9 protein-coding genes and 1 pseudogene are annotated in these 14,076 nt (G+C 38.7%); 1 reads left to right on the top strand and 9 read right to left on the bottom strand.

Annotated elements, in window-relative coordinates:
• Window positions 1-4 precede the first annotated feature (4 nt).
• Both manA and AC6CIB_RS19165 read right to left on the bottom strand, forming a co-directional pair.
• Complete coding sequence (manA, locus tag AC6CIB_RS19170) at window positions 5-952, bottom strand: mannose-6-phosphate isomerase, class I (protein ID WP_498283369.1); 948 nt, start codon at window positions 950-952, stop codon at window positions 5-7.
• Window positions 953-1,341: 389 nt separating this feature from the next.
• A complete protein-coding gene (locus tag AC6CIB_RS19165) occupies window positions 1,342-3,951 on the bottom strand; it encodes an endo-beta-N-acetylglucosaminidase (RefSeq protein ID WP_498283367.1) in 2,610 nt (869 codons plus the stop codon).
• A 605-nt stretch (window positions 3,952-4,556) separates the two neighbouring features.
• Between AC6CIB_RS19165 and AC6CIB_RS19160 the strand changes: the two genes are divergently transcribed.
• Window positions 4,557-5,381 (top strand): alpha/beta fold hydrolase, encoded by an 825-nt coding sequence (locus AC6CIB_RS19160; protein ID WP_498283365.1) that lies wholly within the window; start codon window positions 4,557-4,559, stop codon window positions 5,379-5,381.
• 309 nt (window positions 5,382-5,690) lie between these two features.
• Here the strand turns inward: AC6CIB_RS19160 and tatC are convergent, their stop codons facing one another.
• From tatC to AC6CIB_RS19125, 7 genes and pseudogenes are all read right to left on the bottom strand, one after another.
• Window positions 5,691-6,416 carry a twin-arginine translocase subunit TatC gene (tatC, locus tag AC6CIB_RS19155; RefSeq protein ID WP_498283363.1) on the bottom strand — a complete coding sequence of 242 codons (726 nt, stop codon included), beginning with the start codon at window positions 6,414-6,416 and terminating at the stop codon, window positions 5,691-5,693.
• Between the two features lie 182 nt (window positions 6,417-6,598).
• Window positions 6,599-6,799, bottom strand: a complete 201-nt coding sequence (locus AC6CIB_RS19150; RefSeq protein WP_498283361.1) for a twin-arginine translocase TatA/TatE family subunit — start codon at window positions 6,797-6,799, stop codon at window positions 6,599-6,601.
• A gap of 74 nt (window positions 6,800-6,873) precedes the next feature.
• On the bottom strand, window positions 6,874-8,124 hold the full coding sequence (locus AC6CIB_RS19145) for an amidohydrolase (RefSeq protein WP_498283511.1): 1,251 nt from the start codon (window positions 8,122-8,124) through the stop codon (window positions 6,874-6,876).
• Between the two features lie 373 nt (window positions 8,125-8,497).
• Window positions 8,498-9,246: pseudogene (gene istB / locus AC6CIB_RS19140) on the bottom strand (IS21-like element IS643 family helper ATPase IstB).
• Complete coding sequence (gene istA, locus AC6CIB_RS19135; protein ID WP_498283509.1) at window positions 9,246-10,790, bottom strand: IS21 family transposase; 1,545 nt, start codon at window positions 10,788-10,790, stop codon at window positions 9,246-9,248. The pseudogene istB and the gene istA overlap by 1 nt, the downstream one beginning before the upstream one ends.
• Before the next feature lie 676 nt (window positions 10,791-11,466).
• The gene (locus AC6CIB_RS19130) at window positions 11,467-12,753 is read right to left on the bottom strand and encodes an O-antigen ligase family protein (RefSeq protein ID WP_498283359.1); all 1,287 of its coding nucleotides are present in this window, start codon (window positions 12,751-12,753) and stop codon (window positions 11,467-11,469) included.
• A complete protein-coding gene (locus tag AC6CIB_RS19125; RefSeq protein WP_498283357.1) occupies window positions 12,750-14,075 on the bottom strand; it encodes an oligosaccharide flippase family protein in 1,326 nt (441 codons plus the stop codon). Before AC6CIB_RS19125 ends, AC6CIB_RS19130 begins: the two co-directional genes overlap by 4 nt.
• Between the last annotated feature and the right edge of the window lies 1 nt (window position 14,076).

The following is a 14,076-nucleotide window of genomic DNA, read 5'->3' as shown; positions in this document are numbered from 1 at the left end:
CCAATCAAACATGAGAAACAATCAACTCAACCTGTCCCTCAATCTCAAATGTCTCAACATCCGCGGGTATTATGAAATGATCTCCTTTTGTAAGAGAATACTCTTCTCCTTGGACCTTCAGTACACCGTTTCCATCCAGTACACTTGCTAATTGAAATGGCTGGTCCTGCACAAATGCGGCATGTCCATCGACTCGCCATTTGTACACTGTGAAGTATTCTGCTTCTACAAATTTCGTAGACTCGACCCCTTCTCGTTTCTCCACAACCGGTTCAACAGCCGCAGCCTTGTGTGGAATGGTCGTCACTTCAATCGATTTGTCGATATGCAGCTCACGGGTATTCCCTTCCCCATCCTTACGATCATAATCATACACACGATACGTCGTATCCGAACTTTGCTGTGTTTCTAACACCAATGTTCCTTTGCAAAGCGCATGGATGGTGCCACTTGGAACATAGAAGAAGTCACCAGGCTTAACCGGGATGCGTCGCAGCAGGTCATTCCACTCGCCTTTTTCAATCATCGATACAAACTCTTCCTTCGTTTGAGCTGTATGACCAAAGATCATTTCGGCATCTTCATCACAATCGATGATGTACCAGCACTCGGTTTTACCCAGTTCACCGTTTTCATGTTCTTTAGCATAGGTATCATCCGGGTGCACCTGTACAGAAAGATCTGCGTTTGCGTCCAATATTTTCGTCAGTAATGGAAACACCGGTGAAGAGTGGTTCCCAAATAACTCACGATGCTCGTTCCAAAGCTCGCCAATCGTCTTTCCGGCAAACTCACCGTTGACTACTGTGCTCTGTCCATTCGGATGACCGGATATGGCCCAGCATTCACCCGTTATATCGGATGGAATATCGTAGTTGAATTGGTCCTTTAACGCCGTACCTCCCCAGATTCTTTCCTGGAATACGGGTTGAAGAAATAGTGGTTGGTTCATGGTTGCCTCCTAATGTTTACTTTTTGTATGTACTTATACAATTTTACTAATCTTATCAACGATCTCATTCAGTTGATTCTCTTGAGCTCCACTTAGTTGATATCAAACATTTCATCAATCTTTAGGCTATTAACTCTTCCCAATTGATTGTCTTACATAATGTAAGTTCTATCAAGTACGAAATAGTGTTCGATCTTCTTTCATTGACTGACAATCAATCATCAGTAGTGGCTTATTCCGAATGATCGCTTCACTCCCTCAATCTAGTCATTATGTTCCCCCATCACTTTCCATCTTATCGACTATCCCAACTTCCTATTGCCATCTATAAAAAAGGCCAAAATCGACAGCCGATTTTGGCAGAATTCTATTCTACATAAGTAAAATATTTAATATCCATGAACCTCCAGTTCATAAATCCGTGCAGCTTGATCCCCTGTTTGGGTAGGTTCGTTTATCGATAAACGAACGAAGCGAGCTTCTGTCACGGGTATCGTATGCTCGGTAACAGAGGCCTGATTATCATCCACGCTTACGTTCTCTTCCCACGTTTCTCCATCCATACTTGTCTCTATAACAAAAGATTTCGTGTTAAACGCCGGAGATTCCCCTCCTGCTTCAGCATGTTTCACGATGAATTTAGATAAATGATACGTATCTTCTAAATCCACCACCATCCACTGATCCGTACCAAGCGCACACCATTTACTGTTATTTTCCACTACCCCATCAATAGCCTTATCTGCTCCTTCACTTGGAGCACAGTCACCACTTGATTCAGTCGCTTTATTCAAGGCAACATTTTCAATCGCATCCGCGTCTTCAGAGACATAAATATAAGCTTGTTTCGTCCTGACATCTTCACCCGATGTATTCCGAGCCGTCAGGGTTACGGAAAATAACCCCTCCTCGGGATATTGAACGACAGGGTTCTTCTCTGAACTAACTTCCGGCTGACCGCCCTCGAATTGCCATTCCCACTCTTCCGTTACTTCTGAAGCTTCGCTAAAGAACTGCACCTTATCACCCGGTCGTATAACCGTTTGATCGACCCGAAAGTCTGCTTCCGGTTTCGGGTAAGCTGGCCAGTCCATCGCAACCACACTGCCTTCACCTCTTACAAGCTCCTTACTGACTGGTACCAACTCATAAGAAGTAGCTGCTTCTTTTCCATCCCTTTTCAAGTCATTCAAGGCAAGGACATGGTTTGGAGTAGCCCCTACCCACTCTTTAGAGCCATCTGAATGAATTCTGTACACCTCATAATGTTTCACTTCGTCCATTTTATTCCATGACAGCCTAACATCCGCATATAAACCATCTACAAATTCGATTTGAGAGACCTCAAGCCCTGTTGGCTTTCGAGGCTTATCTTTATCATTGTAAATCTTTATTTCTCCAATATGGATTTCATATTCCCCAGGTTTTTTAACTTTATCGAAGTGAAGGGAAAGGGAGGAAAGATGACGTCCCTTAAACTTCGTCAAGTTAAACGTTTGTGTGACCCAATCTCCGCGACTCTCCTTTTTCACTTCCATCAATGAAGTCTTATCATGATCAAAGTCCAGTTGTACGTCCATCCCTGGTTTCTTTTCATCCGTTTTGTACGTAATCGAAAACTTTGTGCCTTTGGTAATCTCCAAATCTGTTTCATAAAGGGACAGAGTCGTCTTGCTATTCTCATCACGCGTTCCATGAACTTTCAATGAGCTTCCACCATAGTAAGACGTACTCCAATCAAAGGTTGGATTCAATAATTCACCTTCTCCTTCCACTTTCCAACGCCAAGTCGGTAAAATGTCTTGGAGACTTCGGTTATTCCACTCCTGTTCAGAAGACTTCTCCCCGTCAATTGCGAAGAATTCTCCACTTCCCGTATTGAAATTCGTCGTGAATGGAAGCGACTGGATCGTTGTCTTTTCAGTAAAATGACTTGAAATCCCTGGCCAGTTCACTTCAGGATCCCCAGTCCAAAACGCTTCTTCTTTTTGATAAAACTCGTTCATCGCTCTTGATGATTTAAAAGCCCAATCAGGGCGATAAATACCCAGGGATGTCCAAAGAGAGCCGTCTTCTTTGACTAAGTTGTCCCACTTTACAGAGGTCTGAGTCCCATTCGCTTCAACATCTATTCCTGCATACAAATCATAAGGAGATCGGCCGATTTCCAAAGCCTTTTCATGCGAGCGTTCCTGACTTCCACCCTTCCACCAGAAATTTAGGAACATACTGTCGGATACACGCTGAGCCTCATCTTGCAGAAAGTACGTGTTCTCATCCGTCAAATAGTTCTGCCAATCTATCTCTCCGGATTTCACCATCGAGTCATACCACATAACCTCAAAGTCCTTTGGCTTATGATCCTGAAGATAGGTAAGGAACTCTTGCATCTTCTTCGCTTGTTCCTCGTCTCCACCCTCGGTCTCCTGATTAATAAACCAGCCGTCAAATCCATAATAATCTGCTACTTCAAGCAACTTGTCAGCAGCCGGGAATGACCCATCCTCCCGCTGCGTCAACATTTGGTCGACCCACTCTTCTTTTCCGCCATACACTTTCGGCGGGAAGAAGACATTCCCTAAGATCGGTACCCCGTTACGGTGAGAAGCATCAATCACATCAGCACTCGGGGGCACGATGATACCTTCCCCGGAAGAACCTGCCCAGTACACCATCACGTCCACATATTGCCAAAAGGCAAATGTATTCGCATAAAACTCCTTTCCTCCTTGAGAAGGTACACCGCTCGTATGAGGATTTAAAGCAGATAAAGCTACAACGCGTGCAGAATTGTTACTGTCACTTGACTCCACCCGTTTCGCCAGAGGAACCGTGGACCTGTTGTAGGCTGCGTCCGGATCCTGCTCAGGAGACCATTCCAGAAACTCTTCCGGATACCAATGAGAAGAAGTGGGACCTTCTGCCGATACTGCCATGGGAAAAAGAAATAAAACAAAAAACATGAGACTTCCAACAATACTTTTGTAACCGTTCTTCATTTCCTCAACCTCCTAATATGAATGTATCAACCCTTTTATTGCCCCGTTCTCATCCACCCCCTTCTTGAATTAGAAACTACTAATCTCCAATTTGTTAACGCTTACAATAATTGAGAAAAGCAGATTGATTAGATTTAATTTAGTCGAGAAGGATATAGGAATCAATTGCTCAGGAGGATGTTGTAAAGTATGAACAGCTAATCTTTAAATTTTACAGTGCTTTTATTTATCAATCTTAGAACGACTTTACGGGAGGTTGAAATATAAAAAGAAGGAGAAAAATCATATTGTAAGGTGCTTTGTATGTGGCAAGTGAAAAATGTATGAAATGGCACTTTATATTGAAGAGGGAATTGAAGCTTCCTTCATAAGCATAGTTGGAGGGAACTCCTTATGAACCAGGAATTGATGATTAAACAATCATTGCAAGATTAATAGATGAAGTTAAAAAGATTCGTTCCGAAAATCAAGTATTAAGAAATGAATGTGAACAATTAAGAACAGGTCCAGAAGCTATTCCGTTCATCAATAATTTCCGATATGAAATAACGTTATGAAGAATATAATTTAGAAACAAATTGAAAAAAATTCAGGGGGTTGCAACCGTGAACACATATGGCACTTATATTGAAGTGGAACCAGGACTCGAATTATTTGTTCAGGATATCGGCAGTGGGAAGCCCATTGTATTTATCCCGGGGTTTACATTTACTACAGAAGTCTTTTCAGAGCAGGTGAAGCATTTTTCAAAAACTCACCGTACGATTGTGATGGATCCCAGGAGCCATGGCCGGTCAACCATGACGGTTCACGGGAATGACTATGTCACGCATGGAACAGATCTCGAAAAGGTATTGAAGCACTTAAAGGTCGAGAATGTAACCCTTGTCGGCTGGTCATTCGGATGCTTAACGGTTTGGGAATATATCCGCCAATTCGGTACGGATGGAATCAAATCCCTAGTCCTCATTGATATGCCGCCAAAATCTTTATCCGTTCACCAAGACCAGGAATGGGTGGAAGGCCCGCTTGATGACATGGCTGCGGCCTACACTAACTACCTTCGACATCCAAAAGGACAACGGGATTTCATTTCTGCTTATGCCAGCGGAGTCATGGTCCAACGAGAGCTGAAGGAAGAAGAATTAGTATGGATCGTCGAGCAATCACTCAAAACACCTTACTATATTGCCGCGAATTTGTTTTCTTCCGGGCTTTTCTCCGATTACCGTGATGAGGTGGCAAAGAGCAGTGAATCCGTACCGACTCTATTTGTTGTCGCCGAGCACTGGGCAGAAGTGGCAACCTCTAACGTGAGAAAGCTGGCGCCTAAAGCGTCGGTGGAGGTATTGGGAGGGCATCTTATGTTTTGGGAGCATAGTGAAAAGTTTAATGGGATTGTTGAGGATTTTTTGGAAGGGAATAAGTAACACAGCATTTACTTCATTCGTTCTGTCCCAAACTAAAGCAACAGAAAGACTGCCTTTCCTACTAAGAAGGCAGTCTTTTCTTTGACACCTATTTGATTGGTGGAACGGTTTATACTCATGGCTTGATGTGTAGCCTTAAGAATTCACGATGCTTGATTCAAAAAAGACCTCCGATAATAAAAATCCTTCTACCAATCAAAATTACTTTACGCACTAAGCTTTACACTTTAGCTGAGTGAAATTATTAAGAAGCACTGGAAACGCCACGGCGATCCCTTGTTCTTTCCAATGACCTTAAATCGTCCCTTTTTAAGCAGCCATTTCAGAAGTCTCCTTCCTTCGCCGATAAACGACCTTGGATAACAACACACTGCATTCATACAGTAAGAGCAATGGGATAATGACGAGAACATCTGATAAAAAATCAGGAGGGGTAATTAAAACAGACGTCACAATCAGAAAGAAATAAGCATACTTCCTCGTCTTTTGTAAACGAAAAGGGTTCAATACCCCAATGCTTGTGAGAAACATTATGACTACTGGAAGTTCGAACAGGAAACCAAAAGGCAGCGTCATACTGATCATAAAGCGAAAATATTTCTCCACGGTAAAGAACTCCATGAACATATCCCCTGATAATGACAACAGAAAGTCAAGAACGATGGGAAAGATTAAAAAATACCCCATGCAGATACCCAAAATGAAAAGAATGAATAATGCCGGAATGTAGGCCAACGTTACTTTTCTCTCATTTTCATGTAATGCCGGTCGGACAAAGAGCCAAACTTGGTAAGCGGCAACAGGAATGGTTCCGGCAAGAGCGATGACACTTGAAAGTAGTAAATATACCCATAGGATGTCACTCGGACCCAGTACAGCAAGCTTTATCGGGAAATCCTGAATGAACCATCTATATAAATCTTGGATATAAAAAAAAGCAATCATAAAAAAAACCACAAAAGTAGCAAGTGTGATGATCAGTCGTTTGCGCAATTCTTCCAAATGTCCAATTAAATTCAAATCCATCTTCTCCATAAACACACCTCTGGTTGTGGGAAATTAACGGCTTTTTAACACGTTCAAGGATTGCTGTACACCTTATAAATCTCAAACAATGTCATAAATCTTACTCTCCATACTTTAAAGGAATACCAACCTGGTTATAACAAGAAGATGCAAGTGAAGAACCTACTTGCACCTTCCTGAATGGAGATTAATTAATTTATTTTTTCATTGTTTGTTTTGGATTTGGGGTTTTCCGACTCACCATCTGAAACCAATTCTCTAGTAGACTTCTTAAATTCCTTTAATGTCGACCCGAAGGCTCTTCCGATTTCCGGGAGCTTGGATGGGCCGAAGATGATAAGGGCAATGACTAATACTAATATCAAGCCCGGTATTCCGATATTTTGAAGCATCCTATTACCTCCTGCTCATGTTGATTTAGTAGCTTGAAAGATTCAATCCAATCATTCATTTGTCTGTCAGACGATTATCCATTTTTCTTCGGATTCTTCCCATTCGGCTTCACACCTTGGAGAGAACCGGATGCCACATTCCCCTTGTAGAGAACGGCATCACATTTAGGTAAGCGGGCCACCGTTTCAGCGGAGCAGCTTGCAGGAACAAGGACGGCTGTTGCTTCGTCCCCCACCTTCGGCCATACTTGTTTACCTGATTCATTTAATGGTGTAATCCCTCCGGTGGCGAGAGAAAGTGCCCGTGACAGTTTGTATTCACTGGACCAGCCATACAGTTCGGCAGCTCGGTGTGCCTTATGGAGAATATCTCCGATTCCAAACGGTGACCAGTGATCGGTGATACTGTCATTCCCTAGCATGACGTTCACATTCTGTTCTTGCAGCATCGGAATCGGCATCACACCTTTTCCGTTAGGTACATGGGACGCAATGGAAATCCCCAATGATGCCAGGCGGTTCGCCATCTCCACGTCAGCACTTGGAGCTAAGTCTGCGAGGGCGAACGCGTGGCTGATCGTTACTTTTCCTTGAAGGCCAGCTTCCTCAGTCAGATCTGCTAATCTACGAATTGCCTTTATACCGGTTTCCCCTCCTTCATGAAGGTGAATATCAATCCCGGCATTATAATCTGCTGCAATTTGTACCATGGTTTGCAATGACTTTTCCATGTTCCCATCGACCTTGGTTGGATCCAGTCCGCCAACATGTGTCACGCCAAGCTTCATAGCCTCACGTATTAGTCCCTCAGAATCGGAAAGGAGCAAACCATGTTGAGGGAATGCCACAATCTCATGCCCTAACTTATCTGAGTAGTTGGCTAAGGCCAGTTGTAATTTCTCCAGATTCTTAAGGCCAACTACCGTATCGATGTTACAATGGCTTCTCGCAAAGGTTGAACCATAACCAAGGATCAACTCAATCAGTTTCTCTGCACGCTCCTGGGCAGTCGGAAGTAATTCCAGTAGCAGCGACTGTTCCAATTCAATCATGGAGAAAATGCCATTTTTCCTCGTGGCTGCCGCTTTCCAGGGGCCACCATAATAGGTTTTGTCCAAGTGAATGTGCATTTCCTTAAAAGAAGGAAGAAGCAGCCTCCCATCGGCGTCATAGCAGTCAAGATGCTTTTCATATGGTACACCTGTATCTAAAATCTTCGTGATCTTGCCTTGGTCGATTCGCATGTTTTTCAAGACCGTGTCCGTTGCGACAACCTCTCCACCTTCATATTGATATCCGCTTTCTAATCGTACATTCAACAGCATATAAGAACTGTTTTTGTCCGGTTGCCTGGTGTGGTGTTTATTCTTTTGATTTTCTTTCGCACCTGCCATTTGGGGTCCAAATAATCCCATGGAACCAGTCACCCCAAGAACAGCAGAAGCGCCTCCAATCCTCCCTGCGTCCTTTAAGAATTTTCTCCTGGATAAACCATACCTTTCCTGATCCATTTACTCATTCTCCTTACCTATTGTTTTTAATAAGCTAAAACTAGCGTACCAAAAATTTTTAGAATTTATTTTTAATTCATTTACGTATTTTTTAAATTTTATTACTATTCAGCAAAATACGAAGAATCACGTGTAGACGTCAAGTTGAATTTTACACTTTTTGCTCGTTTCCTTTTTACACTTCTGTTCAAAAAATGCTCTTTCGGTTTTTCATCCGATGACTTTCCTCATCCTCACCACCATGTATGACTTCCACACGATGAAGTAAACGGTCTAAAATAGCTGTAGTAATGCCTTGATCTCCAATTAAATTACCCCATTCATCAGGACCTTTATTTGAGGTAAAGATAATCGAACTTCGTTCGTATAAATGATTAATTAAATGAAAAAATAAGTTTCTTCTCTTTGATCCATCGCCATGTACATCAAATCATCGATAATCACAAGATCGGCATTTCTTATCCGTTTGAGCTGGACTTTAGATTTATTCAGATATTCTTCTGTCTTTAAAAGCTGCACAAGCTCACCCATTGTAGCGAAGTAAACATTAAATCCTCTGTAAACTGCTTCGAGTCCCAGCCCTATTGCGATAAAGGTTTTCCCAATGCCAGGGGGACCTAGGAGAATTAAATTATACTGTTGCTCTAACCAGCTTAATTCTCTAAGTTGAGAAAGCTGGCGGGCTGTTAGAACGTTTTGACCTTTTAGTTCAAACTCATCTAATGACTTCACGAAAGGGAAGCGTGCTCATTTCATTCTTTTTTCAAGGCTCTTTACTTCACGTTTTGCTAATTCATATCGTGTGATAGATTCTAAGAATTCCAAATAGGTCCAGGATGCTTTTTCAGCTTTGCGAAGAAGCTGTGGCAACTCCGCAGTCTCTGATAAACGTAACTGTCGAAATTGATCCTGTAATTCATGCACCGTCTTGTTCATTAACCTCGACCTCCTAAAATGCTGGTATACGCAATTAAAGAACGGGTAGAGGCCTTAATATGAGAATGTTTTGCTGGATTGGCATAAAAGGATTCTGCCTCTTTAACAGGTTCATCACGCAATGTATCAAGGTGATGAGCTATATCACGAAAATCATTGGCACTGTATAGTTTCTCTGTCATGCACTTGTTCATCACAGTATCTATTAATGCTGGATACTGTTGATTCACCTTGTAGATGATCGCAAACTGATCTCGACGATACCTCGGGTATTTTTGGCTGATTTCATCAAAATAAGCAGCCGCCTTAGTCTGATCTTCAAAGTAAGAGACTAGACGTTGCTTTAGCTCTTCAATCCCTTTTGAGCGATCACGAGTATGATGACGGTTTTGAATGAGTTTTCCTTTTTCTGAACTAACAGAGTGTTCTGTTATGATTTCACCATTTTCTTCTTTACGTATCACAAGCGTTTGTTGTTCGTCGCCTGTGACTTCAATCCATACAAGATTTTCAGTCATTGTTTGATAAGTCCCTAGTGGGACGGAATAACGGTTTGACTTATAACGGATCGTGTTGTCCTTGCTTACAGTTCTTGTTATACTTTGGTTATTGGTACTTTCATATGAAAGTAACGAAGAGACTGGCTGTAAGTGTTGCTTTTCGAGGAGAAACACTTCTGCTGGTCTTTTTTTCGTTGTCTGGTGAACCTGATGGTTCCCGGTACGTTGAAGCCACTGTAGTGCTCGATCATTCCAATTTTCTATATCGCTAAACACTCTACTGTCGGCGAAATTGCCTTTTATGTATTTCACTACATTTTCAATCATACCTTTAGATTCCGGGTCAGCTCTTCTACACAAGTGAACTTTGAATTTACGCTCTTTCACATAGCTTTGAAATTCTGTTGTTAAAAGCAGCTGACCTGCATTTTCACTAACTGTGATTAAGTGATCCTGGTCATAGACGATTTCTTCTGTTCTTCCTCCGTAGAATTGAAATGCATTTTCATGACATCTGATCGCATCTCTTGTAGTAAACGGACGTGCCTGCCATTCCATATATTTGTTTCTGGAGTGAGCGAGTACAAAGGCAATAAAGTACAGTTTGATTTCTTTGTTGCCTTTCGTCTTCTGTTTTGTTTCACCCCAGCCTACCTGAAGTTGTTTGCCCATCGGTTGTTCAGGAACTGCTTCGTATTGCTGCACAATGACCTTTTTCTCAATCTGATAGACTTCACGTATATTTCTCACATACGTTCTCACAGTACTTCCACCGACCAAAAGGTCGGGATATCTCTCTAAAAGCCAATCATGAATTTGAGCGCTACTCAGGTGAGGATACTCTTCTAGCCAAGCAAGTATCCAATCTTTATAATGATCCAATTTTCTCTTCTTCCCCAAAGGCTGTTCCGTGTATGCTCTTGCTTCATCAAATGTCATTTCTAAATACTTGTAAACAGTTGGTCTTGAGATCTTAAGCTCCTTAGCGATTTGTGCTACTTTAAATTTTCTTTTACGCAGTTCATGAATCTTTACATATAACACTAACTTCTCCTCCAAAAATCCTAACCTCCAGTAAAATAACGTCACGATCTATTTTACTAAAGTAGTAGGTTGATTGAGCAAAAGTGTAAAATCTTATCAAGCAAGAACTGTCAACTTTATTCTAGCGTTCACAGCGATACTGTGGTAAGGAGTAAGAGCAAGATTAATAGCTTTGCTAGCCACTTTTTCCTTAAGATTTGCTTGTGCATTTTGATGACCCCCATTAAATAAATAATAGTCCTACTCTTTTATATCCGGTTGCTTTTGGACTATTTTCTATTATCATCATTCCGATTTTAATAGTAAATAAATTCTATAAAAGGAATAAAATTTTAATTATATTTTAGTGATGAAAAATAATTAACAAGTTAAAAAAACCTGCATCGCACATAATGTTATGTACGTTGCAGGTCTTTTTTTTTACTTGTATACTTCATATAAATTTAAGTAGTTAAATAGAAAAAATCCTTAACTTTTTTTATTCAGTTTATCAATGACTAATTCTATGTTTTTGAGTGATGTCTCCTAAAAGTCGTTGAACAAAATCTACATTAATAGGACTTCCTGTATTGGTATCTTACAATTGGGGAAGTCTTTGGGTCCTAGAAACTGATAGCCAGCCCAAAATAGCATTCTTGACTCAGACATATTTGGGTCAAACTCTATTCAGTAAAGATTATCGATATTCATTCCTGTTGCTTTCTATAACACTTCTTAACTTATTTTTTGTTACTAGTTCTCTATTAAGACTTAAAGCTAATCCAAAATAAAAAAAGATAAGTATTGGGTAATTCCAACCACTTAATGTCTCAGCTTGGAATCCTATAATTAAAGAAAAAATAATATACTGTACACCTAAAGCTTTAATCTTTAGGTTTTTAACTTTCATGAACCTGATTAAAATATACATATAAATAAATATATTAATGGTAAAAAATATTAAACCGTTATTAAAAGCCGCAAATAAGTAATCATTATCTAGTGATGAGAGTGAACCTGGTCCTAAACCAAATAGCCAAGTAATTAACATATTGTTTTCACTAGTAAAATTTTTCCAAGCATGATTCCAAATTTGGGTGCGAGCATCAAATGAATTAATACTTGTAAATGACTTATCTTCAATCACACTTACGATTTGGTACAAATATTTCAATTCACTTCCATATTTAATTAATAATTGATAACTTATCATTAGTATTCCAACAAGTAATGCTGTATATATAGGTAATTTAATCAAGTAGAATTTAACAGTATTTCTATTAGATAGTAATTTACTTGTGAAAATCATAAATGGAAACAATAAAAATGCTGACCTTGATCCTGATAGTAAAACTAAAACAAATCCTATTGTTAGAAAAAGTAACCTCAAACCCTTTTTAGTCTCAAATAAAAATATAAGAATAGACATCTGAGTGACGATCCATGCAAATGTATTTGGGTTCCCTATCGTTCCAGTAATTCTAATTAATGACCCTAATGATTTTGTTTTATCAGAAAAGTATAGATTACTTAAGATTTGTAAGTTCCATAGTTGATCTATTGCTAAAATGCACTGAAATAAAACGACAATATACGCTAGAGTTAATAAGCCTTTACAAATTTTATTGTAATTTAGATACAATCCTACAAAATAACTAGATAGTAATATTAAACTAAAATAGATTGGTTTAAAAACCTCAAATAAAGCCATAATAGATAAATTACTTAAATTAAATAACACTGAGATAGCTATTGTAAAAGAACATAAACCTAATAAAATCAGAAAGTTAATTAATGATTGAGTTAATCCAAATAACTTAGATGAATATATGATGATTATCACTGCTATTAAAGCTATTAAGAAATAAGTTACATAATGAAAGTATGATAAATTTGGCTTTAACATCAACATATAAGTTAATGGGATAACAGAGATTAAGATATTTTGTTTAAGAAGGTGTTCCTCTTTCAAGTATGGATTCATTTTAAAGATGCACTCCGATTTATTTCCTTAAGTTTATTTAGATGTAATAAGGTAATTACAAAATAGGCAGCATAGCTTAAAGCCATTGAAACACTGATACCAATTATCATGAAATCTATATCATTATTATAAATAATTGGTATGGAAATACCTATGAACAATAAAATTAATCTTATTATCTCCCATATCAGGTGAAGACCTGTCGAATTTGTCACATAAAGAGTTTGTCCTAAGGGTGTTATTGATATTTGAGCAATAAACATGGGAATTAAAAGTTGAATATACCTTCCAGATTCTAACCATTCATCTCCTAAAAAATACTCGGCAGCAGTTGGAGCAATAACACTAATTAAAATAAAAGGTACAAGAGATATCAAGAAAATTTTCATAATGCTCTTTCTAAAAAAAGAGGAAAGTTTATCAGGTCCTTCTCTAAGTAGTTTAATTGCTTCACTGTAATACACTTGGGAGATAGATCTACTTATGAGAGTAATAGGTAATCCAATTACTTTCTGGCTTAATAGATACAACCCTGCAAAATAAGGATCATACACATATCCAATAATAATTATCGGGACTTGTATAGTAAAGGTACTTAAGAAAGCTGCCAATGTTGCTTTAAAGGAGAAAGACTTAAATTTTCTAAAACCTAAAAAGACTAATTTCAGCTTAAATACTCTTATAAACTTTTTTTTAGTGTTTAAGAAAACTTTAAATAACCTTAATACCCCTGAGGATCGACCTATACCGTCCCCTATTAATAACCAAAGTGTATTACTACCTAAAACTAAGGAGAATACTATTTGTGTTATAACTTGTGATAAACTTTGACTTACTTTTGAAATTGAAATATCATTAAATGAATTTTTTCTAATAGCATAATAATTGAAAATTTGATATAATCCTGCAATAAATAAGCTTAGTGGTATTAACCAAAAGTAATCAAGCAAGTCCATCATGTTAAATATATTTAGAATTTCTTCTCCAAGATAATATAACAGAGCAAATACTATTATAGTAAATAAAGAAAGTATAGCTGTAGATAATAATACAATGTTAATTGCAAATTTTTCATTATTAACTAAAGGTATTACTTTTTCAAAACTTAATATTGATATAGCCAATAAGATTGAAATTAACGCAGTATAAGAGGCTAATACCCCAAAATCTTTTGGCGTATATAAACGTGTTAATATAGGAGTTGTTGCAAATAATATTACTTGAGATAATATATTTCCACTAAATAAGATTAATATTGATTTCTTCATATTAGTCATTTTACTTTTCTTTTTTAATTGCATTAAAATCTTCATATATTTCATG

Source organism: Rossellomorea sp. GQ25 (genome assembly GCF_059758515.1).
The sequence above is the reverse complement of the archived record's forward strand: the minus strand, read 5'-3'. Positions and strand labels throughout refer to the sequence as shown.